The 22,920-nt window shown below is 62.9% G+C and carries 22 protein-coding genes; 10 read left to right on the forward strand and 12 right to left on the reverse strand.

The window, feature by feature from the left end:
• Positions 1 to 39: 39 nt before the first annotated feature.
• From AC5I5I_RS11985 to fabA, 5 genes are all read right to left on the reverse strand, one after another.
• Entirely contained in the window at positions 40 to 762 is a 723-nt protein-coding gene (locus AC5I5I_RS11985; protein WP_495973228.1) for a phosphoribosyltransferase, read from the reverse strand.
• 129 nt (positions 763 to 891) lie between these two features.
• Positions 892 to 1,710 carry an enoyl-ACP reductase FabI gene (gene fabI / locus AC5I5I_RS11990; RefSeq protein WP_495973230.1) on the reverse strand — a complete coding sequence of 273 codons (819 nt, stop codon included), beginning with the start codon at positions 1,708 to 1,710 and terminating at the stop codon, positions 892 to 894.
• On the reverse strand, positions 1,707 to 2,051 hold the full coding sequence (locus AC5I5I_RS11995) for a hypothetical protein (protein ID WP_495973232.1): 345 nt from the start codon (positions 2,049 to 2,051) through the stop codon (positions 1,707 to 1,709). Before AC5I5I_RS11995 ends, fabI begins: the two co-directional genes overlap by 4 nt.
• Before the next feature lie 6 nt (positions 2,052 to 2,057).
• Positions 2,058 to 3,278: a beta-ketoacyl-ACP synthase I gene (fabB, locus tag AC5I5I_RS12000; protein WP_495973234.1), complete on the reverse strand. Its 1,221-nt coding sequence runs from the start codon at positions 3,276 to 3,278 to the stop codon at positions 2,058 to 2,060.
• 131 nt (positions 3,279 to 3,409) lie between these two features.
• Positions 3,410 to 3,937, reverse strand: a complete 528-nt coding sequence (gene fabA, locus AC5I5I_RS12005) for a bifunctional 3-hydroxydecanoyl-ACP dehydratase/trans-2-decenoyl-ACP isomerase (protein ID WP_495973236.1) — start codon at positions 3,935 to 3,937, stop codon at positions 3,410 to 3,412.
• Between the two features lie 195 nt (positions 3,938 to 4,132).
• On the opposite strand from fabA, the gene irrA reads away from it, so the two are divergent.
• The 3 genes from irrA (at position 4,133) to AC5I5I_RS12020 (ending at position 6,341) form a co-directional block, all read left to right on the forward strand.
• The gene (gene irrA, locus AC5I5I_RS12010; protein ID WP_495973238.1) at positions 4,133 to 4,648 is read left to right on the forward strand and encodes an iron response transcriptional regulator IrrA; all 516 of its coding nucleotides are present in this window, start codon (positions 4,133 to 4,135) and stop codon (positions 4,646 to 4,648) included.
• Between the two features lie 223 nt (positions 4,649 to 4,871).
• Positions 4,872 to 5,675, forward strand: coding sequence for a sulfate transporter family protein (locus AC5I5I_RS12015; RefSeq protein WP_495973240.1), 804 nt, complete (start codon positions 4,872 to 4,874; stop codon positions 5,673 to 5,675).
• A 210-nt stretch (positions 5,676 to 5,885) separates the two neighbouring features.
• Positions 5,886 to 6,341 carry a cupin domain-containing protein gene (locus tag AC5I5I_RS12020; protein ID WP_495973242.1) on the forward strand — a complete coding sequence of 152 codons (456 nt, stop codon included), beginning with the start codon at positions 5,886 to 5,888 and terminating at the stop codon, positions 6,339 to 6,341.
• 231 nt (positions 6,342 to 6,572) lie between these two features.
• Here AC5I5I_RS12020 and AC5I5I_RS12025 read toward each other — a convergent pair whose 3' ends face one another.
• Positions 6,573 to 7,826, reverse strand: a complete 1,254-nt coding sequence (locus AC5I5I_RS12025; RefSeq protein WP_495973244.1) for a flavin-dependent oxidoreductase — start codon at positions 7,824 to 7,826, stop codon at positions 6,573 to 6,575.
• Positions 7,827 to 8,116: 290 nt separating this feature from the next.
• On the opposite strand from AC5I5I_RS12025, the gene AC5I5I_RS12030 reads away from it, so the two are divergent.
• From AC5I5I_RS12030 to AC5I5I_RS12040, 3 genes are all read left to right on the forward strand, one after another.
• Complete coding sequence (locus AC5I5I_RS12030; RefSeq protein ID WP_495973246.1) at positions 8,117 to 10,435, forward strand: CHASE2 domain-containing protein; 2,319 nt, start codon at positions 8,117 to 8,119, stop codon at positions 10,433 to 10,435.
• A 167-nt stretch (positions 10,436 to 10,602) separates the two neighbouring features.
• Positions 10,603 to 11,430 carry an MBL fold metallo-hydrolase gene (locus AC5I5I_RS12035; protein WP_495973247.1) on the forward strand — a complete coding sequence of 276 codons (828 nt, stop codon included), beginning with the start codon at positions 10,603 to 10,605 and terminating at the stop codon, positions 11,428 to 11,430.
• Positions 11,431 to 11,586: 156 nt separating this feature from the next.
• Positions 11,587 to 12,303, forward strand: coding sequence for a Crp/Fnr family transcriptional regulator (locus AC5I5I_RS12040; RefSeq protein WP_495973249.1), 717 nt, complete (start codon positions 11,587 to 11,589; stop codon positions 12,301 to 12,303).
• On the opposite strand, the gene AC5I5I_RS12045 is transcribed toward AC5I5I_RS12040, so the two are convergent.
• The gene (locus AC5I5I_RS12045) at positions 12,296 to 12,850 is read right to left on the reverse strand and encodes a transglutaminase-like cysteine peptidase (RefSeq protein WP_495973251.1); all 555 of its coding nucleotides are present in this window, start codon (positions 12,848 to 12,850) and stop codon (positions 12,296 to 12,298) included. The genes AC5I5I_RS12040 and AC5I5I_RS12045 overlap by 8 nt on opposite strands.
• 348 nt (positions 12,851 to 13,198) lie before the next feature.
• Positions 13,199 to 13,402, reverse strand: coding sequence for a CsbD family protein (locus AC5I5I_RS12050; protein WP_495973253.1), 204 nt, complete (start codon positions 13,400 to 13,402; stop codon positions 13,199 to 13,201).
• A gap of 124 nt (positions 13,403 to 13,526) precedes the next feature.
• Here AC5I5I_RS12050 and AC5I5I_RS12055 point away from each other — a divergent pair, with 124 nt between their 5' ends.
• A complete protein-coding gene (locus AC5I5I_RS12055) occupies positions 13,527 to 13,742 on the forward strand; it encodes a hypothetical protein (protein WP_495973255.1) in 216 nt (71 codons plus the stop codon).
• A gap of 59 nt (positions 13,743 to 13,801) precedes the next feature.
• On the opposite strand, the gene AC5I5I_RS12060 is transcribed toward AC5I5I_RS12055, so the two are convergent.
• The 4 genes from AC5I5I_RS12060 to AC5I5I_RS12075 form a co-directional block, all read right to left on the reverse strand.
• Positions 13,802 to 14,665 (reverse strand): sugar phosphate isomerase/epimerase family protein, encoded by an 864-nt coding sequence (locus AC5I5I_RS12060; protein WP_495973257.1) that lies wholly within the window; start codon positions 14,663 to 14,665, stop codon positions 13,802 to 13,804.
• On the reverse strand, positions 14,665 to 15,855 hold the full coding sequence (locus tag AC5I5I_RS12065; RefSeq protein WP_495973259.1) for a dihydrodipicolinate synthase family protein: 1,191 nt from the start codon (positions 15,853 to 15,855) through the stop codon (positions 14,665 to 14,667). Before AC5I5I_RS12065 ends, AC5I5I_RS12060 begins: the two co-directional genes overlap by 1 nt.
• Before the next feature lie 20 nt (positions 15,856 to 15,875).
• Complete coding sequence (locus AC5I5I_RS12070; protein WP_495973261.1) at positions 15,876 to 17,027, reverse strand: Gfo/Idh/MocA family protein; 1,152 nt, start codon at positions 17,025 to 17,027, stop codon at positions 15,876 to 15,878.
• 82 nt (positions 17,028 to 17,109) lie between these two features.
• The gene (locus AC5I5I_RS12075; protein WP_495973263.1) at positions 17,110 to 18,489 is read right to left on the reverse strand and encodes an enolase-like domain-containing protein; all 1,380 of its coding nucleotides are present in this window, start codon (positions 18,487 to 18,489) and stop codon (positions 17,110 to 17,112) included.
• A 348-nt stretch (positions 18,490 to 18,837) separates the two neighbouring features.
• On the opposite strand from AC5I5I_RS12075, the gene otsB reads away from it, so the two are divergent.
• From otsB to AC5I5I_RS12090, 3 genes are read left to right on the forward strand one after another with little or no spacing between them, the layout of a single operon-like run.
• On the forward strand, positions 18,838 to 19,662 hold the full coding sequence (gene otsB / locus AC5I5I_RS12080; protein WP_495973265.1) for a trehalose-phosphatase: 825 nt from the start codon (positions 18,838 to 18,840) through the stop codon (positions 19,660 to 19,662).
• Positions 19,659 to 21,461, forward strand: a complete 1,803-nt coding sequence (locus AC5I5I_RS12085; RefSeq protein ID WP_495973267.1) for a glycoside hydrolase family 15 protein — start codon at positions 19,659 to 19,661, stop codon at positions 21,459 to 21,461. Before otsB ends, AC5I5I_RS12085 begins: the two co-directional genes overlap by 4 nt.
• The gene (locus tag AC5I5I_RS12090) at positions 21,449 to 22,906 is read left to right on the forward strand and encodes an alpha,alpha-trehalose-phosphate synthase (UDP-forming) (protein WP_495973269.1); all 1,458 of its coding nucleotides are present in this window, start codon (positions 21,449 to 21,451) and stop codon (positions 22,904 to 22,906) included. The genes AC5I5I_RS12085 and AC5I5I_RS12090 overlap by 13 nt, the downstream gene beginning before the upstream one ends.
• The last annotated feature ends 14 nt before the right edge of the window (positions 22,907 to 22,920 follow it).

Consider the following 22,920-nt stretch of genomic DNA (forward strand, 5'->3'; position numbering starts at 1 on the left):
CGGCCGAACGGCCGCCCTTTTTAAGTGACGCAGAGACTCTCAGGGAATCTCCGGCTGGGTCTCGGCAATGGGCCACCAGCCGTCATCGCCGCGCTCAAATAGCGGACAGCCATACACGGCCCTGACCTGCGGTGGCGCGGACAAGCTTGCAAGCTCCGCCTGCCAGCGATTGGTCTGCTTCATCGCCAACACGATGCCCGAAACCTGCACGCCGATCCGCCGCAGCAACCGCACGGCGGCGACTGCCGTCGCGCCGGTCGAAATCGCGTCGTCCACCAGCACGATGCGTCGACCATCGAGCAGCGGAAGCATGTTGGGATCGAGCCGCAGCAGCTTGCCGGGCTCGGGGCTGGTGATGGATTGAACCGCTTCCGAGAGCGCGTCGTCGTACCAGAACTTGCGCGAATAACCGAGCGGCACAAACCGCGGATGGCCGAGCCGTTCGGCGACACGATCGGCGAACGCGAAGCCGAGCGTCGGTAGGCCGACAACCATGTCGGCTTCGAGAATGCGCGCTTGCTCGGCCATCGCGTCGGCGAGCGCGGCAATCACGACATGAGCGGCCTGGTTGGCAATCAGCGACGCGACGGCATTCTCGCCGGATGGCAATTGCCGCAGCGGCAGCACCAGAATCCGGCCGTCCGGCAGGCGCACCGGATAGCCATAGCGATAGGGTGGCGCGTCGGTAAAGCGGGGCGGAATATCCGCCGTGATCTCCTGCCAATAGCCGGTGGTTCGCTCGGTAAAGAAAGCCTCAGGCATCGGGAATGCATTCCAAAAACGAACGGCAGCCACCGGCAGGCCGCCGCCCTTCTCACGCAATGTATCGTGCAGGAGCCGTCGGCACGACGGAAAAAAATATCGACAGGCTGATCTTGAGAACCGCCTCAGCTACTCGCCGTCTTTTCCACCCGCTTCGGCACGCAGCGCCTCCGGCAGCGGCATCGCGATCACGTTGTAGCCTGAATCGACGAAATGGATTTCGCCGGTGACGCCCGTCGACAGATCCGAACACAGATACAGCCCGGCGCCGCCGAGTTCTTCCAGCGTCACACCGCGGCCGAGCGGCGAATGCCGCTGCTGGAACGCGAACATGTAGCGCGCGTCGTGAATGCCGGCGCCTGCGAGGGTGCGGATCGGGCCAGCCGAAATTGCGTTTACACGGATCTTCTGATCGCCGAAATCGACTGCGAGATAGCGCACCGAGGATTCCAGCGCCGCCTTGGCGAGGCCCATCACGTTGTAGTTCGGCATGGCGCGGTCGCCGCCGTTGTAGGTCAGTGTCAGCATCGCGCCGCCATTCGGCATCAGCGCTGCCGCGCGCTTGGCGCTTTCCGCGAACGAGAAACACGAGATCACCATGGTGCGCACGAAATTCTCGCGCGAGGAATCGCAGAAGCGCCCTTTCAGTTCGTTCTTGTCCGAAAATCCGACGGCATGGACGAAGAAGTCGATGGTGCCCCATTTCTGCTTCATCGCGTCGAACACCGCATCGACGGTCGAGATATCCTCGACGTCACACGGCATCAGGAAATCCGAACCGGCCGCTTGCGCCAGCGGCTTGACGCGCTTCAGCAGCGCATCGCCCTGATAGGTGAAGCACAGCTCCGCGCCATGCTCCGCCAGCGTCTTCGCGATTCCCCACGCGATCGAGTGGTCGTTTGCGACGCCCATGATGAGGCCGCGTTTTCCTTGCATCAATTTGGTCATTTGGCAGCTTCTGTCAGATGGAAACTTTGCGCTTCTGCTTCCACCACCCCGCCGAACAGGGTGACGGTCAGGATCTCGGTGTCGTCCCCGGCCTCGATCCGCATGAAATCGATATTACCGGATTTGCTGTGCTTGCGAATGCGGCCGGTCTCGCCTGCGAACAGGATCCGCTTGAGCCCGTCGCCAGTGCAGAGATAGCGCTTGCGGCGGTCGGCGCCGTCCTCGTCGGGATAGAGATCGAGGAACAGCCGGACGGTCTGCTTCGTGCCCGGCAATCCAGCGACGTGAATGTCGACGAGATTGCCGTCGTGCCAGTCGATGCCGTGGTCGGCGAGCCGCATCGGCGCTCAGGCGTCAAGGTGCTTGAACACGACCGAGGCATTGGTGCCGCCGAAACCGAACGAGTTCGACAGCACGCAGCCGAGCTTCGCGTTATCCTTGCGCTGGCGCACGATCGGCATGTCGGCGAAGGCGGGATCGAGCGTCTGGATGTTGGCGCTCTCACAGATGAAACCGTTCTGCATCATCAGCAGGGAATAGATCGCCTCCTGCACGCCGGCAGCGCCGAGCGAATGTCCCGTCAGCGATTTCGTCGCCGAGATCGGCGGACACTTGTCGCCGAACACCTCGCGCAGCGCCTCGATCTCCTTGGCGTCGCCGACCGGCGTCGCGGTCGCATGCGGATTGACGTAGTCGACCGGCGCTTTCACATCCTGCAGCGCCATCCGCATGCAGCGCACTGCGCCCTCGCCCGACGGCGCCACCATGTCATGACCGTCGGAGGTCGCGCCATAGCCCGCCACTTCGGCATAGATTTTCGCGCCGCGCGCCTTGGCGTGTTCGAGTTCTTCGAGCACCAGCACGCCGGCCCCACCCGCAATCACGAAGCCGTCGCGACCTTCGTCATAGGCGCGCGATGCGGTCGCAGGCGTATCGTTGTATTTCGAGGACATCGCGCCCATCGCGTCGAACAGGTTCGACAGCGTCCAGTGCAGGTCTTCGCAGCCGCCGGCGAAGATCATGTCCTGCTTGCCCCATTGGATGATTTCGGCGGCATTGCCGATGCAATGGTTGGAGGTCGCGCAGGCGGACGAGATCGAATAATTCACGCCCTTGATCTTGAACCAGGTCGCGAGCGTTGCCGACGCCGTCGACGACATCGCCTTCGGCACCGCGAACGGTCCGATCCGCTTGGGCGATCCCTTTTCGCGGGTGATGTCAGCGGCCTCCACGATGGTCGAAGTGGTCGGCCCACCCGATCCCATGATGATGCCGGTGCGCTCGTTGACGATGTCGCCCTGTTCGACGCCACTGTCACGGATCGCCTGCTCCATCGCGATATGGTTCCAGGCAGCACCCTGCCCGAGAAAACGCATCGCGCGCCGGTCGATCATGCTTTCGACGTCGATATTGGGAATGCCGGCAACCTGGCACTTGAAGCCGTGATCGGCGAACTGGTCCGCGCGCGAGATCCCCGATTTCGCTTCGTGCAGGCTGGCCAGAACCTCCTGCGTGTTGTTGCCGATGGACGAGACGATGCCCATCCCTGTCACGACCACTCGCCGCATGACTGCCTCGTTCGTCAGATGTCTCGCCAGCGCCCGCGATCACCAAGGACGCTTATGATAGGGCCCAAATTGCAGGCCCACTTGTTAGGCACACTTGGCCGGTCCCGCGCAATATCGCAAGGCGTACCGGATCAGCCGCCGGCCGCCGCCGGTGCATCCTGCTTGAACAGTCCGACCTTCAGGTCGCTGGCGCGGTAGATCACGGTGCCGTCCGCCGAGAGCCAGCCATCGGCGATGCCGAGGACGAGCTTCGAGCGCATCACCCGCTTGATCTCAAGCCCGTAGGTCACCTTCTGAACGCTTGGCAGAACCTGGCCGGAGAATTTCACCTCGCCCATGCCGAGCGCGCGGCCATTGCCCGACGACCCGGTCCAGCCCAGGAAAAAGCCCAGCAACTGCCACAGCGCGTCGAGCCCGAGGCACCCCGGCATCACCGGGTCGTTCTTGAAATGACAGGCAAAAAACCAGAGATCCGGCTTCACCGCGAGTTCCGCCCGGACCAGCCCCTTGCCGAACTCGCCGCCCTGTTCGGAGATTTCCGAAATCCGATCGAACATCAGCATCGGCGGCAGCGGCAATTGTGGCCCCTCGGAGAACAATTCCCCGCGACCACAGGCCAGGAGATCCTCATATTCAAAACTGGTTCGGCGGCTCTGCATGCCGGTCTCGTACCTCAATTTGCGTGGAAAAGTCCGGCGGTTCCTAACACAGGGGAAGTTGCCGGCAAAGCTGCGGTTTCGTGCTATTCTAATCTGGCCAGATGCGAAACGGTTGCAAGTGGCGGCCGCCCCCGGCTATAATTACATATGCAACCAATCCCGGCCTTGAACCGGGACCAAGGGGCAATGAGAGCAATGAACCCACCGCGTACTGTCGTATTTTCCACGCCGCAGGACTCCGTTCCGGTGCACCAGCATCCGGCGCCTGGCCATTCTCGCACCGATCTGAACGGGTGCCCTTGGCATGACGTGAAGTCGATGCTGCGGGAAGTGGGATTGCGTCCGACCCGCCAGCGCATGGCGCTGGGCTGGATCCTGTTCGCCAAGGGCGACCGGCATCTGACGGCGGAAATGCTGTACGAGGAGGCGTCCAAGGCGAAGGTGCCGGTGTCGCTCGCCACGGTCTACAACACGCTGCACCAGTTCACCGATGTGGGCCTCCTGCGCCAGGTCGCGGTCGACGGCTCCAAGACCTATTTCGACACCAACGCCTCCGAGCATCATCATTTCTTTGTCGAGGGCGACAACGAGCTCGTCGACATTCCGGGCGCCGACGTCATCGTCGACAAGATGCCGGTCGCGCCCGAGGGTTATGAGATCGCGCGCATCGACGTCGTGGTCCGGCTGAAGAAAGCTGACCGGCGGCGCTGATCCTCCGCCACTCATAAGAATTATGTCGATGGCCGGACAAAGCCGTTCGAAGAACGGCGTCGCTTCGCGCCACCTATGTCCGGCCATTTTTCATTTTGCAGGGCCAACCGACCGGTCTTGTCGCGACGAATTGCATCTTTATCTCTAGCCGCGGCTTGTCCTGCGGCGGCGACGTCAAACCGGCGCGGCCAGGCATGACGCCATACGGGGCTGGAGATTTTCGATGTTCGACGCGGCTTTCAAGGCCCTGCAGCAGATGTTCTCGCCGCCCTTCCGGTCGGTGCTGATCAAGTCGATGCTGCTGGCCTTGGTGATGATCGTCCTGCTGGGCGTCGGGCTTTACAAGTTTCTCGACTGGCTGACGGTCTCGGGCGGCGTCTGGGCGGAGGGCGCGCTGGGCCCGGGCGCGCATACGCCGCTATCTTGGATCATCTGGATTGCCTCGATCGCAAGCGCGCTCGGCATCGTCGTCGGCGGCATCTTCCTGATGCCGGCGGTGACGGCTTTCGTCGGCAGCTTCTTCGTCGACGAGATCGCCGAGATCGTGGAGCGCACCTATTATCCCGCCGACCCGGTCGGCACCGCGCTGCCGCTCGGACGCTCGATCTTCGAGGGCACCAAGACCGCGCTGATCGCGGTTACGATTTATCTGGTCGCGCTGCCCTTCATCCTGTTCGCGGGGCTCGGATTTCTGATTCTGTTCATCGCCGCTGCCTGGCTGCTGAGCCGCGAATATTTCGATCTGGCCGGAATGCGCTTTCGCCCGCCGGAGGAGGCCAAGGCCTTCCGCAAGGCCAATCAGGCGACCGTATTCACGGCAGGCCTGCTGATCGCGGCCTTCGTGTCGATCCCGATCGTAAACCTTGCCACGCCCCTGTTCGGCATGGCGATGATGGTGCACCTGCACAAGCGGCTGTCGGGGCGGCGCCCCTCCGAGATCGGCATGACGCGGGCCGACGCCATCCCCGGCTCCTCCCAAAGCGCGTCCCGAGGCGCGTCCCAAGGCCCGCGCGGGCTGAATTCCTGACACCGCCGGTTGCGCCCGGGTCGGTAAACGCGCAACTTTAATATTAAGCGGGTGTGAAAATTGCGCCGCCGGCTGCAAGCGCCGAGATGAACGGAGCCGTTTACGCTCTTGTCAGAGAGAAGGCCCGTGCCACACGGATGCTTTTCGATTTCGTTCCCTTTCTGGTTTAATGAGGCAACGGAATTCGGAAGCGAACGGAGTTCAGGTCCCATGCAACCGCTTACGGCAGGAATCACCAAGGCCTCGACCGGCATCGACGGCATCAGCTGGAATATCCTCGGCCAGACCTATGTCCCGAAAACCCTGTCGGAGCAGAGCTTCGCCTGGCACGCCACCTTCCCCCCCGGCACCTTCGTGCCGCCGCATATTCATCCGACCCAGGATGAGTTCATCTACATGCTGGAAGGCCGGCTCGATTTCCTGCTCGACGGGCGCGACTATATAGCGACCGCCGGCGACACGGTGCGGCTGCCGATGCAAATCCCGCACGGCATCTTCAACAAGTCCGACCAGCCGGTGAAATGCATGTTCTGGGTGACGCCGACCCGCAAGCTCTACGACCTGTTCTGGGGCATTCACTCCATGAAGGAGCAGAATCCCGACGAGGTGGTGGCGCTGTCGGCCCGGCACGAAGTGATCTTCCTGCCGCCGCCGCCCGCGGAGTGATGTGGGGAAGCCGCGACCTGAATAACGGATACAGCGCGTCACGCCGCGCTGTATCATAAGAACGATCGTCCTCGGAATTGCCGCCATCGCCATTTCGGCGATAAGTGCGCTGTGGGGCATCAGCGGATTTCGCTCCGATGCGCGCGACCTCGCGGCTAATGGCGGCAATGCCCCGCTTGCGGAGTACGCAGGGGCCGCAATTCAGTTCAAGCGCGGCAAGGATCGCGAGGGCTAGGCTGCCTTCGCGGCCGGCCGGTTGACCTGCTCGCGCGCAAAGCCCGCAGCCGATGCATAGCCGCGCACGATCGCCTTGCGCTGTTCGTAAGGCAACACGTCCTCGACATTGGCAAAGCCGTCCGGGGCGCGCGCTTCCACCGCATCGATCACGCCTTCCGGACCCCCCTTGCGGTTCGCCATCACGATCTGGGTGGTCATCGGCAGCCGCTCCTGTTCATAGGCGAACAGGGCGTGCCGCGCATGATCGCTGTCGACCAGCCGATCGGCGAGACAGCGCGCATCGAGGATCGCCTGCGACGCACCGTTCGATCCGACCGGATACATCGGATGAGCCGCGTCACCCAAAAGCGTGACCCGGCCGTGCGACCAGCGCGGCAACGGATCGCGGTCACAGAGCGGATATTCCCAGAATTCCGGCGTGGCCTCGATTAGCGCCTTGGCGTTGCAATAGGGGATCGCGAATTTCTGTACATGCGGCATCAGATCCTCGAAGCGGCCCGGCCGCGACCAGTCCTCCTTCTTCGGTGTGCCGCCGCCTTCCGAGACCTTCACCATCACCGCCCAGTTCATCAGGCAGCGGTCTTCGCGGGAGCCTTCGGCGATCGGATACAGCACCAGCTTGCCGGCCATGCCGCCGGCGATCACCATCGAGCGGCCGGTCAGGAATTTCGGCCAGTCCAGCGCGCCGCGCCACAGCACCGTGCCGGTGAAGCGCGCCGGCTCCTCGCTCGGGAAGAGCTGCGCGCGCACGAACGAATGCAGCCCGTCGGCACCGATCAGGATATCGCCGCGCACGGTGCGGATATGCGATCCGTTTCGGTCGAAGAAATAGGCGCTGACGCCGCTGTCGTCCTGGGTGAATGAACCCAGCCGGTGGCCGGTATGAACCCTGGATTCACCGAGCCGCGCCCGCGCTGCGGCATAGATCACGCCCTGAAGGCGTCCGCGATGAATGGAAAACTGGGGATAGTCGAAGCCAGCATCGGTGCCGCGCGGCTCGCGCCAGATCTCCTGGCCCAGGCGATTGCAATAAAACAGTTCGTAGGTGCGAATTGCCACGTCGTCGAGGCGCTCCAGAAGGCCGAGCTGCGCCAGCTCCTTGATCGCATGCGGCAAGGTGTTGATCCCGACCCCGAGCTCGCGGATCTGGTCGGCCTGCTCGAACACCTCGCAATCGATGCCGCGCGCATGCAGCATCAGCGCTGTGGTCAGCCCACCGACCCCGCCCCCGACGATGATTGCCTTCATTCCTTGAACCCTCACGCTCCGGCCGCCCATCTTGCGCGACGGGCGCCCAAAAGCGCAACAAAATCAATCAACCTTGGTTGACGCCACCCTCGGCCCGCCCGATCGCAGGTATTTTGTAACCACCTTTGATGACGCGCCGCGACATGGCGCAGCACACCCAAATGTCAGCCGACAGGGGTTGTCTGCGCACCGGTGTCCGGCCCTCTTTCAGACAGCGGCGAAGATCGCTATGGCATGCAGCAGGGCCCCGCAAACTGGCGCAGCCCCGGTCTCTTTAGTAGCGTTCGCCCGTGGCTCCGAACCTTAAAGAACAGATCCAGCGCCTCAATGAACGGCGCCTCGCAATTCGCGAGCAGCGGCGCGAGGAACGCGAGCAGCGCGCCGCGCTCCGCAAGCGTTTCAGCCTGCTTCGCTGGTTCGGCCTGACGCGAACGGCGGGCTTTGCACTGCTTGCCGGCTTCGTTGTATTCCGGTTGTGGGATCCTGCTCAGCTGGAAAATCTGCGCTGGCGCAGCTTCGACACGTACCAGTTGCTGAAGCCGCGCGTGGCGGCACCCGACAAGCGGCCGGCGGTCGTCGTCGACATCGACGAAGCGAGCTTGCAAACGCAAGGTCAGTGGCCATGGCCACGCACCCAGGTCGCCGAACTGGTCGACAAGCTGCAAAAGGCGGGCGCCGCCGTCATCGCGTTCGACATTCTGATGTCCGAACCGGACCGCATGTCGCCGGCCATCGTCGCGCAATCCTTGCCGCAGATCGACGCGGCAACCCGCGAGAAGATGAATGCGCTGCCAAGTAACGACGCGGTCCTTGCGTCGGTGATCGAGAGAGGTCGCGTGGTGCTGGGGCAGGCGGCCATGATCACGCCGACGCCACCGCCGGACGAAACGCCCGGCATCGCGATGCTCGGGGCAGACCCGACGCCGTTCCTTTTCAAGTTTGCCGGCCTTCTGCGCAACATTCCGGCGCTGGAAAAGGCCGCCGCCGGACGCGGCAATCTCACGCTCGTGCCGGAACGTGACGGCGTTGTCCGGCGCGTGCCTCTGATCGCCGAAGCGGCGGGCCAGAAAGTGCCTGCGTTGACGATGGAGATATTACGGGTGGCGACCGGAGCCGGGGCGCTTCTGATCAGCACCGACAAGGTCACAGGGATCCAGTGGGTCGCCATTCAGGGCGTTCCCGTCCAGATCCCGACCGACAAGAACGGCCGGCTCTGGATCAACTTCGCAAAGCACGATGCCGCGCGCTTCGTGTCGGCGAAGGAGGTGATGGAAGGCACTTTTCCACCGGACCGTTTTAAGGGACGCGTGGCCATTATCGGAACGTCGGCCGCAGGACTTCTCGACCTCAAGGCAACGCCGGTCGAGAGCGACATGCCCGGCGTCGAGGTGCATGCGCAGATCCTGGAGAACATCTTCTCGCAGTCGCTGCTGTCGCGTCCCGACTACGCCAACGGCGCGGAGATCCTGCTGACGGCTGTCGCCGGGATTGTGACCGTGGCGGTTGCGCCGCTGATGGGCGTTACCGGACTGCTGATCTTCGGCTTTTTCATCGTGGCCGCGATGCTGTACGGCTCGTGGCACTTCTATTCGCAATACGGATTGCTGTTCGACATAACGTTTCCACTCATCGCGATCTTCTTCATCTACCTGACGCTGGTGTTCATCAATTACTTCCGCGAGCAGGTGGACCGGCGCAGGATCCGGTCCGCCTTCGCGCATTATCTCTCGCCGACGCTGGTCGAGCAGCTCGCGAATGCGCCGGAGCGGCTCGTGCTCGGCGGCGAAACCCGCGACATGACGATACTGTTCAGCGACGTCCGTGGCTTCACCAGCATTTCGGAAACCTTCAAGAACGATCCGCAGGGTCTCACCAAGCTGATGAACCGGCTGCTCACGCCGCTGACCAACTCGATCATCGATCGCAAGGGCACCATCGACAAATATATCGGCGACGCCATCATGGCGTTCTGGAACGCGCCAATCGACGATCCGCAGCACGAAATACACGCCTGTGCCGCTGCGCTCGACATGTTGCACAAGATCGACGAACTCAATCACGAGCGGGAAGCAGAGGCTCTCGAAGACAACGTTCCGTTCCTGCCGATGAAAATCGGGCTCGGCATAAACACCGGCACCTGCGTGGTCGGCAATATGGGCTCGGATCTGCGCTTCGACTATTCGGTGCTCGGCGATCCGGTGAACCTGGCCTCGCGTCTGGAGGGCCAGACCAAGACCTACGGCGTTCCGATCATCATCGGCTCCCGCACGGCTGAAAAGGTCAATGGCCACTTTGCCGCGCTGCAGATCGACCTGATCACGGTCAAGGGCAAGCATGAACCCGAGAGCATCTATGCGCTCGTTGGAGACAGCAACGTCGCCGCCAGCGAGGGCTTCAAGTCCATCACCGGGCTGACCCGTGAAATGCTGGGCTGCTACCGTGACCGCGACTGGAGCGGCGCCGAGAATGCACTGCAGCGAGCGAAGCAGGCGGAACAGACATTCGGACTTGCCGGGGTATTCGAACTCTATCAGTCCCGTATCGAAGCCTTCCGCATCACCCCGCCGCCGCCATCATGGGATGGCGTGTTCGCGTTCGATACCAAATGACAACGAACGTTGCGCCGCATGAACTCAGCTTCAGTTACCTTGTTTGAAAGGGCGGTGTTAACCGGGGTCCGCGCAAATACGCGTGATAGCACTTGTGACAGGCCGGACGGGCCGCTTACGATGCAAACAGAGCCATGAACGGCCGCAACGCGGGGGCGACACGGTCAATGTCTGACTTCACAATCCGGTTCTGGGGCGTGCGTGGTTCGCTCCCCTGCCCCGGGCCGGCGACCAAACGCTATGGTGGCAATACCCCCTGTGTGGAAGTGCGCTGCGGCGAGCGTCTGATCATCCTGGACGCCGGCACCGGACTGCGCGAACTCGGCGACCAGCTGGTGCAGGACGGCGGCGCCATCGACGCCGACATCCTGCTGACCCATTGCCACTACGACCACGTCATCGGCATCCCGTTCTTTGCACCCTTCTACCATCCGCAGCACCGCTTCCGGATGTGGGCCGGCAACCTGCTCCCCGAATTCCGGCTGAAATCGGTCATGCAAAGGATGATGAGCGAGCCGCTATTCCCGATCGGCATCGACACCTTCAAGGCGGATATCGACTACCGCGACTTCCGCGCCGGTGAGAGCGTCGCCCCGGGCGCCGGCGTGACCATCCGCACGGTTGCGCTGAATCACCCGGGCGGCGCAACCGGCTTTCGGATCGAGTATGGGGGGCGATCGGTCGCCTACCTGACGGACAACGAAGGCGACCGCGAGGGACGCGACGAGGCCCTGATCGCCGCGGCCCGCGGCGCCGATCTCGTTATCTACGACACCGCCTATACCGAGGAAGAGATCGACGACAAGAAAGGCTGGGGTCATTCGACCTGGCAATACGGCATGCGGCTCGCGGATGCCGCAGGCGCCAGGACGTTCTGCCTGTTTCATCACGCGCCGGAGCATGACGACGCGGCGATGGACGCCATGCTGGCGCAGGCGCAGGCCGCGCGGCCGGGCACGATCGCGGCCATTGAGGGCGAGACCATTCGCCTTTAGGTCTACCGTCCCCGGACGGCGACCGAAGTCATTCGTTTGTAGTGATCGCCGGGTCGTTTATTCCCGTGCGATAACTATTCGATTCTTGCTCATGCGCGGCGGACATGGAAGGAATCGGGACACGCCGTGTTCTCCCGATCGGTCGTGGAGTGACCAATGGATTTTGGCTATCTCGTCACCTATCTGGTCGATTTCATCAGGTCCAAAATGGACCTGGCAAATCTGCTCGGCCTGATCGGCGCCATATTCTACGTTGCCTCGATGACGCTGCGGACCATGATCCCGCTGCGTATCGCCGCGATCATCAGCAATATCCTGTTCATGGGCTATGGGCTGATGGCGAAGGCGTTGCCGACCTTCTTCATGTACGCGGTGCTGCTGCCGATCAACTGCTTCCGGCTCTACCAGATTCAGCAACTGGTGAAACGCGTGAAGATCGCCTCGCAGGGCGACCTGGACATGGAATGGCTGAAGCCGTTCATGACCAAGAAGAACTTCAAGGCCGGCGACGTTCTGTTCAACAAGGGCGATGTCGCAAACGCGATGTATTACACCGTCACGGGCAAATTCCTGGTCAAGGAATTCGGCGTCGAATTGCCGCCCGGCCGGGTGATGGGCGAACTCGGCTTCCTCGCGCCCGACAACAAGCGTACCGCCACCGTCGAATGCATCGAGGATGGCCAAGTGCTGTTCATCATCTACGACAAGGTGCGCGAATTGTATTTCCAGGATCCGGATTTCGGATTCTACCTTCTCAAGCTTACCAGCGAACGACTGCTGCAGAATATCGCGCGGCTGGAGAGTGAGGTGGACACTCACAAGGCACGCATCCAGGCGCTTGAGGCCGCCGCCGCCGCATCGCGCCTTACATGATGTCGCGCGGCGCTTGCGTTGAAGCTGTGTCGGCCGCGGGCGTATCGAGCGCGGCATGGTGCAGGCCTTCGGCATCCGAATCGAGTTTGGCCAGCAGGCGATATTGGGTGAACTCCAGATCGACCAGCGCGAACCTGCGATTGTCGAGCAGCAGCCAGCGCCCGTCGAGCCTTGCCGCGGCCAGCGCATGATCGCTGCGGGTCGCGGCGTCGTGCACGATCAGCAGCTTCAGGTCGTCATTGGCAAAACCGGCTTCCTTCAGCGCCAGCAGTTTGAGGATGGCATAGTCCTCGCAATCTCCGACGCCGTCGGTAATCGTCTCCAGCGGGCTTGACCATTGGTCGGCGACACCGAAGCGGCGCTCGTCGCTGACCGGCCGGATTGCAAGATTGACTGCACGATTGATCTCGCCGATCCGGGCGCGTCCGTCACGCAGACGTCCGGCGGCAACGATGGCCTCGAAGCGCAATTCGTCATCGCTGCATGTCCAGATATCCGCACGGCATGCACCGAGCCGGGCTTCATCCTCCGCGAGGCGACGCTGCATCGTTCGCCACTTCGCAGCCAGTATCGGCGAGGGCGCAGCATCGATCGCGTACGACTCGCGATCATCGGCGTGAGCCGGGCTGTTCCCCAGACACGCAGACGCCAGCACAACCAATCCGAATGCCATTCCGAAGACGCGCCGCATGACCGGTCCCCTCAACCGCGCGAACCCGTGTCTTGTGCATCGGTAATCGCTGCGGCAGCGCAACCGTTAGCAGCAGAAGCATGTCATCCGGTTAAACCGGGCTGTCGCTTGCATGAATGGTGAATTTTTCCACCACGCAACGCAAAAAGGGCTCCCCTTGCGGGAAGCCCTTCGTGTTAGGACAGAGCCGTATTGCGACTCTGTTTACCAGCGCTGCGAGCCATACCAGGTGTCGACGTCCGACTTCACCTGATCCTTGGCCATGCCATAGCGCTCCTGGATCTTGCCTTCGAGCTGATCGCGCTTGCCGTTGATGACGTCGAGATCATCGTCGGTGAGCTTGCCCCATTGCTCCTTGATCTTGCCCTTCATCTGCTTCCAGTTACCTTCCACACGATTCCAGTCCATCGTGAGACCTCCGCGTTTGTTGTGAGAATTAGTGCCCCGACAACGCTGCGACGCGGAAGACGTTCCATCGGGAACCACAGCCCCCATCACACGTTGTTTATGGGCCCTGAACGGAGACAGCGTCATGGAATCGCCGAAAGATCGCTCATCGCCTGACGCAAAGTCGAATGAAGGCCGGCCGGCCCGCAAGAGCTCCGAAATCCAGCCTACCAAGCACAAAGACGATGTCGCGCTCGAGACCTACGAGCAAAGCCCGGAACGCCAGGGCGGCGACGAGCGCAACGCGCCAGCGACACCTGACGGACCGATGCCGGATCGCGAGCGCGCGACGCCGGATTAGAGCGCGACCCCGAACAGGGGGCACCGGCTTTCGGACGGATCGCGCTCAGTAGGAAATGTTCACACCACCGTTTTGTAACGGGCGATCACCGTATCGAGCACCTCATCGATCGGCCGCGACCACCAGTCATTCGACAGCAACTCCACTTCGATGAAGCCATCGAAGCCCTGCGCTTCGACGTCGCGCCGGTAAAGCGGAATATCGATCACGCCGTCGCCCATCATGCCGCGGTCGAGCAGCATATCTTTGGTTGGCACCAACCAGTCGCAGACGTGAAACGCCAACAGCCGGTTCTTTCCGGTGCGTGCGATCTGCGACCACACGTCCGAGTCCCACCATACATGATAGGTATCGATCGCCACGCCGATCGCGCCGCTCTGCGCCGGATCGAGCCGGTCGCAGATATCCAGCGCCTGACGCAGCGTATTCACGCAGGCGCGGTCGGCGGCGTACATCGGGTGAAGCGGCTCGACCGCAAGCGGCATGCCGGCGCTCTGCGCATAAGGCAGCAGCTCGGCGAGTACGTCGGTCACCTGGCTATGGGCGCCGCGAATGTCCTTCGAGGGTGCCGATCCCGGCCGGGAGTATTGCGGCAATCCGCCGACGACCAGCACCAGACAGGGCGAGCCCAGCGCCGCGGCCTCATCAATGGCGCGGCGATTGTCGTCCAGCATCTCCTGCCGGTGCGCGGCATCGGCGGTGAACATGCCGCCGCGGCAATAGCCGGACAGCTTCAATCCGGCGTCGCGCACCGCCTTGACCGCGCGCTCCAGCCCGACATGGGCGACCTGATCCCGCCAGGGTGATACGGCGCGAATGCCGCGCCGCGCGCAGGCCTCGACAATGCCGACGAAATCCGCCTGCTGGCGCACCGTGGCAGTGTTGATCGACAGCCAGTTGTGATCCCTGGAAAGGTCGCGCATCAGGCGCCGACGCCCCGCACCGCCAGTACGGCGCGCATGCGCGCAACCGCAACCTCCGGATCGCGCAGCAAGCCGGCAGCATCGGCAAGCCGGAAAATCTCGGCGAGATGCAGCGTCGAACGGGCGCTCTCCTGCCCGCCGACCATGGTGAAATGATCCTGGTGGCCGTTGAGATAGGCCATGAACACCACCCCGGTCTTGTAGAAGCGCGTGGGCGCGCGGAAGATATGCCGCGACAGCGGCACCGTGGGTCCGAGAATGCCGTGGAAGGTCTCGCCATCGTCTTTCGACAACGCCACCAACGCCGCGGCCGCGGCCGGCGCGATCGCGTCGAAAATGCCGAGCAGCGCATCCGAATAGCCGTGCGTGTCGCCCGCGATCAGCTCGGCGTAATTGAAATCGTCGCCGGTATACATCCGCACGCCTTTCGCAAGGCGGCGCCGCATCGCGATTTCCTTGTCCTTGTCGAGCAGCGAAATCTTGACGCCGTCGACCTTGGCGGCATGCGTATTGATGATCTCCACAGCGACATCCATCGCCGCCTCGAGATTGTCCGTGCCCCAATAGCCGGCCAGCGCCGGATCGAACATGTCGCCCAGCCAGTGGATGATCACCGGCTCCTTCACCTGCGACAGAACGCGGCCATAGACCTTGCGGTAATCGTCGCCCGAGGTCGCGACCCGTGCCAGCGCACGCGAGGCCATGAGGATGATGCGGCCGCCGAAGGCTTCGATCGCCGCGATCTGCTCCTCATAGGCGCGGATTACATCGTCGATGCTCCTCGCGTCTTCCGGCGCAAGCTGGTCGGTGCCGGCGCCGGAGAACACCAGACCGCCACGCGGCTTTGCCGCCGCGACCGAGCGGCGGATCAGTTCGAGCGATTGCGGCCAGCTCATGCCCATGCCGCGCTGGGCGGTGTCCATCGCCTCCGCGACGCCGAAACCAAGGTCCCAGAGATGTTCACGAAACGCGATGGTGCGGTCCCAGTCCACCGCCGCATCGAGCCACGGATCGGACTCGGTGAGCGGATCGGCCACCACATGGGCAGCCGCAAACGCGATCCGGTTCAATGGCGCATTGACCGTCGCCGGAAAATCGCCCGGCGCCGACACTGCGAAATTCTCCATGCTGCGGTCGGCGCGCGGCAGCGCGATGGTGAGATTGGCGCGCGGGCGTTCGTAGCGGTTCATCTCAGGACCTCACACCAACATTAAACCTTCAACGGCGGCACATCGACGAAACGCCGCTCCTTCCAGCTCTGCAGCGCGCATTCGACAAGCTGCACGCCCTTGGCGCCTTCCAGCAGCGTGTAGCGATAGGGTGCATTCTCCGCGACGTGGCGGATGAACATTTCCCACTGCACCTTGAAGCCGTTGTCGTAGACCTGATTGTCCGGCACCGGCTGCCAGGTCTCGTAGAAATCGATCGGCTGCTTGACGTCGGGATTCCAGACCGGGCGCGGCGTACCCTGACGCGGCTGGATGACGCATTCGGTCAGCCCGGCAACGGCCGAGCCGTTCACGCCGTCCACCTGGAAGGTCACGAGATCGTCGCGATAGACGCGTGTCACCCAGCTCATGTTGATATGCGCAATCACGCCGCCTTCGAGTTCGAACGTCGCGTAAGCCGCGTCGTCGGCGGTCGCCTTGTATTCCTTGCCGTTCTCGTCCCAGCGCGCAGGGATATGCTTGGCGCCAAGGCACGACACGCTTTTCACTTCGCCGAACAGGTTGTCCAGCACATAGCGCCAGTGACAAACCATATCGAGGATGATGCCGCCGCCATCCTCATCGCGATAATTCCAGGACGGCCGTTGCGCCGGCTGCCAATCGCCCTCGAACACCCAGTAGCCGAACTCGCCGCGCACCGCGATCATGCGGCCGAAGAAACCGGAATCGCGCAGCATCTTCAGCTTCAGGAGACCAGGCAGGAACAGCTTGTCCTGCACCACGCCGTTCTTGAGCCCGGATTCGTTGGCGATCCTGGTGATCTTCACCGCCGAGGCAAGATCGGTCGCGATCGGCTTCTCGCAATAGACATGCTTGCCGTGAGCGATCGCCTTTTCCAGAAGCTCGGGGCGCATCTGCGTGGTGCCGGCATCAAAGAACACCTCGTCGTCCGGATTGAGCAGCGCCTTGTCGAGATCGGTCGCCCAGCGCGTCACGCCATATTGCTGCGCCAGCGCGGAAATCTTGTCCGGGTTGCGCCCGACAAGGATCGGGTCCGGCATCACGCGGCTGCCGTCGGACAAGACGACACCGCCGGCATCGCGAATGGCCAGGATCGAGCGGATGAGATGCTGGTTCATGCCCATGCGTCCGGTGACGCCATGCATGATGATTCCGAGACGCTTTGCCGCCATTCCTCGTGGTCCCCCGTTCAGCTCTTTGCGGATGTTTTAACCGGATAGTTAAAAGATGAAAAGAGCCATTTTGTCTGCCGCTTCAGCCCGTCTGACGATCGATCGCACCGCGTCGGATCACCTCCGGATCGACACCGGACGCAAAGCCCGGGCGCTGCCCGAGCGAAGCGATGGTCAGCGCCCCGCCGTGGATCGCGAGCCGAACCTGCCCGTCCCGCTCCTCGTACAGATCGGGATGGGCGGCCTGGAAGGCGCGCACCTCGTCCGCGGGCGTTGCCGGAAAGCCGCCGACATAATGGTGTCCGTTGCGCTCCGAATGCGCGATGCCGTGAAACGCCAGCAGCGCCGTATCCTGCTGGACGGCGAGACCGGCCTGGCAGGTGAGGTCTTCTCCGGCCAGAAAGGTGCGCGCGCCGCCGGCCGCGGACCAGTGTGCCGCGCGCGCGCCGTTGATCAGCGACTTGTAGATCCCCTTGCAGGCCTTCGATGAGATGCCGCGATAGCCGAGCGCGACCGCTTTCGGAAAGGTGTCGTAGTCGCTCTCGCCTTCGTCCACGATGATGGCGAAGCTCTTGCCGAATTCGCCGAGCGGCGTTGCGAAGGTCAGGTCGCGCGGCAACGGCTGCTCGACATAAAGCAACCGTTGCAGGAAATTTTCGAATTGCGGCCGGCTCAGCATCCCTTCGCCAAGGGCGGCCAGGGCATCGTGGCTGGCATATTGCTCGTTGGCATCGAGCGTAACGCGGTAATCGATGCCGTCCGCTTCGAGCGTCGCGGCAATATGGCCGAGCCGCTGCGTGTCGGCGCTGACGTCGCCCGACAGTTTCAGCTTGAAATAGCGGCAGCCGGTCTGCGCATGGATATCCGGAAGCTGCGACACCGGATCCGCCATGCCGACGGTATGCCGCAGCATGATTCGGTGCTGCGGATTCCGGCTTCGCAGATAGGCGGCAATGACGCCATCGTCGATATCCGGTGTGAGCCTGGCATCGAGCCCCGCGATATTGTCTCCGAGGCCACCGAACACGTCGCGCCCGTATGCGCGCAGCAGCGCATCCAGCACCGCCTTGTCGATCTGCGCCGGGCCGAACGCGGCGGCGAGGCCCGGAATGCCTTCGCGTGCGCAGGCCTGGAGCACCGCCGCGTGGGCTATCGCGTGATGGCCAAACGCCGTGTCGAGTTGCGCCCGCTCAAGATACGCATCACGCGCGATCACCAGTGCGCGCCGCAATTGCTCTACGGTTTGCTCGGGCGACAATGCCGGGTCCTTGTTGAACCATTTCGGCACCATCAGTTCGGCGGTCGCACCGAGGCTGCGGCGGCCGTCTTCGGTCTCGATCTCTGCAAACAGGAAAGCCTGGGTCGCGGCCGTGACGGTGGCTGCGCCAAACCGGAATGGCACGCGGAACTGAACCGGGCGCTCGAACCAGTCAATTGAAACGATACGCAAACGCGGCGCCATGCCCCACCCAAAATCTGCTGATTAACTCACTGGTTAAATCGTCGAAATTTCCGGCCGCCGGGTCAAGTGCGGTATTCCGCTGCCGAAGACATGGAACTTTTCGGCGGCTTTCGCGTTGCACAACAAGTCACCGCGGATCGTGAAGCGGCCTTGGGCAAGCCTGATGCTGCGCCCCGCGGCTGCAGCGAGAGGGGGATTACAGTTCTGACGATCACCGTGCGCCCTGCGCGGCTCTCATAATCGCCATTTCGATGGGGCAAGGCCTGATGGTCGCCCCAGAAACAATCGGCCGCGCGCGTCGCATATTCAGCGAACGCGACGGCGGGAAGATGAGTTCAGCCTCGCCTCATGCCTGATACCCTTGCCCAGAGTAACTTAGATGCCGCAGGCCTCGCCAAGGACGCTGCTCCAGCGCAGCCCAGGCAAGACCAGCTGCCGCCGACACCGATCGACCCGCAGACCACAGCTATCTTCCTGGATATCGACGGCACACTGCTCGACATCGCACCCACGCCGCTGGAAGTGAAAGTGTCCGACGCGCTGCGTGCCACCTTGGCATCCCTGTCGCGCATGTTCCACGGCGCCGTCGCCTTCGTCAGCGGCCGGCCGATTGCCGAGATGGACAGGCTGTTCGACCCGCTGCGGCTCGCCGCCGTTGGCGGTCACGGGGCTGAAATCCGCTACGCACCCGCCGGCGAGATCAGGCGCAGCGAGATTGCGACACTCGACGAGGACTTGCGCGCGGAATTCTCGCGGATCGGCCGCATCGGCGACGGTGTGATCGTCGAAGACAAGGGCTATTCACTGGCGATCCATTTTCGTCTCGCGCCGCAACTTGGCGGCGAGATCATGAAAAGCGTCACCGCCGTCTGCAAGGACGACCGCTGCAGCGCGCTCGAAATCCTGCCCGGCAAGGCCGTGGTGGAGATCAAGCCCGGCGGTTACGACAAGGGCACCGGTCTGCGCGAGATGATGAGCGTGCCGCCCTTCACCGGACGGACGCCGATCTTTGTCGGGGACGATGTCACCGACAGCGCTGCTTTTGCGGTTCTGCAGGATTTCGCCGGCACCGGCTTTTCGGTCGGCGGCGTCGTGCCCGGCACGAGCTTCAATTTCGATGGACCGCAGGACGTGCGCGGCTGGTTGCGGCACCTGAGCGAGGCCGGCCGATGACAAGCCCGAAGACCGATTACGGTCTTGACCTCGCAATCATCGGCAATGGCCGCACCGCGGCCCTGCTGGAGCCGTCCTCGCGCATCACCTGGTGGTGCTTTCCCCGCTTCGACAGCGACCCGGTTTTCTGCCGCCTGGTGGCGGGTGACGAGGAGAAGGGCTTTACCGACGTCGTTCTCGACGGCGTCAAGGACGTGAAATCGCAATACCTGCGCAACACGCCGATCGTGGTCACCGAACTGACCGACGAATACGGCGGCGGCGTCCGCATCACCGATTTCGCGCCGCGCTTTCAAAATCTCGACCGCACCTATCGTGCCCCGCAACTGATTCGCATCATCGAGCCGATTGCGGGCTTGCCGCGTATCACCATTCGTTTCCGCCCGACCTACAATTACGGCACTCCGGTTACCCATCAGGCGCTCGGCAGCAATCATATCCGCTATTGGGGCGGCGAGATGCAACTGCGTCTCACCACCGACGCTCCGCTCTCCTACATCGAGCGCGAATCGTCATTCGTTCTGACGCGTCCGCATTACATGGTGTTCGGCGCCGACGAGCCGTTCCCCGCCGCGCTCGGACCGACCTGCCGCGACTTTCTGGACAAGACGAGGGATTACTGGCGCGAATGGGTGCGGCGCCTGAACCTGTCCTATGACTGGCAGGACGCGATGATCCGCTCCGCCATCACGCTGAAGCTGTCCAATTTCGAGGAGACCGGCGGCATCATTGCCGCGCACACCACCTCGATTCCGGAATCGCCGGGTTCGCAACGCAACTGGGACTACCGCTTCTGCTGGCTGCGCGATGCGTATTTCGTGGTGAAGGCGCTCAACCGCATCGGCGCCACCCGCACGATGGAAGATTTTATCCTCTACATCATCAACCTGGTGTCGGAAGAAGCGGAGACGATTCGTCCGGTGTACCCGATCGTGCCGGACGATCCGATGGACGAACGCATCGCGGAGAACCTCGCGGGTTTTCGCAGCGATGGACCGGTGCGTGTCGGCAATGCCGCCGCCGAGCAGGCGCAGCACGACACCTATGGCAGCGTGATCCTTGCCGCGATGCCGATGTTCTTCGACCGCCGGCTGCCGCAGATGGGCGACGAATCGCTGTTTCATCTGCTCGAAGTCCTCGGCCGCAAGGCCGAACGGCTGGCGCTCACGCCCGATGCCGGCATCTGGGAATATCGCGGGCGCCAGCGCATCCACACGCACTCGGTCGCAATGTGCTGGGCCGGCTGCAACCGTCTCGCCGCCATTGCGCAACGCCTCGGCTTCGTCGAGCGCGCCAATCACTGGAACGACGTGGCCGACCGCCTGCACGCCGCGATGATGGACAAGGCGTGGAATCAGAAGCGTGGCGCCTTTACCGCCGCCTTCGGCTCCGACGATCTCGATGCCAGCGTGCTGCTGATGCACGAGCTTGGCGTGGTGGAGGCGGAAGACCCGCGCTTCGTATCGACCGTCGCCGCCATGGAGCGCGAACTTTTACGCGGCAACCACGTTATGCGTTACGCCAGCCCCGACGATTTTGGCGTTCCTGAAGGCGAATTTCTCATCTGCCGCTTCTGGCTCATCGACGCATGGTGGTCACTCGGCCGCAAGCAGGAAGCGCGCGATCTGTTCGTGGACGCGCTGAAATACACCAACCGATACGGGCTGCTGGCGGAGCATATCCATATGCAGAACGGACAACTCTGGGGCAATTTTCCGCAAACCTACTCGATGGCGGGCCTGATCTTGACCGCGATGCGTCTGTCGCGAAGCTGGGAGGATCGGTATTGGCGCGGCTAGTCGTCGTATCCAACAGAGTGTCGTCGCCGAAATCGGGCACCCGGGCGGGTGGCCTCGAGGTGGCGGTGATGGCGGCGCTCAAGCGCAATCCGGGCGTCTGGTTCGGCTGGAGCGGAAAGCTGTCGACCAACATCCTGGCGACCCGCACCATCGAAGGCGATCCCGTAACCTTCGTGCTCGCGGACCTGCCGAAGGAAGCCTATGACGAGTTCTATTACGGCTTCGCCAATCGCGTCTTGTGGCCGATCCTGCATTACCGGCTCGACCTCGCGGAATTCTCGCGCCAGGACCTGTCCGGCTATACCCAGATCAACGATCATTTCGCCGACGAATTGAACGAGATCCTGAAGCCCGACGATGTCGTCTGGGTTCACGACTATCATTTCCTGTTGCTGGCCAAGGCGCTGCGCGAGCGCGGCCACAACAACCGCATCGGCTTTTTCCTGCACACGCCGTTCCCGCCGGTCGAAATCATTACCGGTCTTCCGCACCATGAGCGCGTGATCTCCGCTCTTGCTCACTACGACCTGGTCGGATTCCAGACCGAAACCGACTCCGCCAATTTCGCGCGTTATCTGGAAAGCGAATGCCACTATCCCGGCAATCGCGAGAAGGGTTACGACACCGGCGAACGCATCGTACGGATCGGCAGCTTCCCGGTCGGCGTCGAGACCGAGAGTTTCAACAAGCTGGCGCGCCGGGCGGTCACCTCGTCCTTCGTCGAGGGCGTGCTGTCGTCGCTCACCGGCCGCGCGATGATCATCGGCGTCGACCGTCTGGACTATTCGAAGGGCATCCAGAACCGTCTCGAAGCCTTCGAGCGGTTTCTCGAGACCTATCCCGAATGGCGCGACAACGTCACCTATCTGCAGATCACGCCCAAGAGCCGATCCGAGATTCCCGAGTATATGGACATGGAGCGCAACGTCTCCTCGACGGTCGGACGGGTGAACGGCAAATATGGTGAAGCGGCATGGACGCCGATCCGTTATGTCAATCGCGCGCACACGCGAACCGCGCTCGCAGGATTGTATCGCGGCGCGCGCGCGGCGCTGGTCACGCCGCTGCGCGATGGCATGAACCTGGTCGCCAAGGAATTCGTGGCGGCCCAGGATGAAGACGATCCTGGCGTGCTGATCCTCTCCCGCTTCGCCGGCGCCGCGATGGAGTGCAAGCCGGCGCTGTTGGTCAATCCCCATGATACTGAGGCCGTTGCCGCCGCGATCCATCGCGCACTGACGATGCCGCTCGAAGAGCGTCGCGCCCGCCATCGCGCGCTTTACGACATCATTTTGAAAAGCGACATCAACGACTGGCCTGGACGCTTCCTGTCCGCGTTGACCGGTAAAGCTACGCTGGGCGCAGAGACCGGCTCCGGCCCGTTGCCACCACCGAACGATGTGGTCCCGTTTGCGGAGCGAGGCGCCGCCATCCGCCGGAACTGACACTGACGACTAAA

This window comes from Pseudorhodoplanes sp. (genome assembly GCF_059499825.1).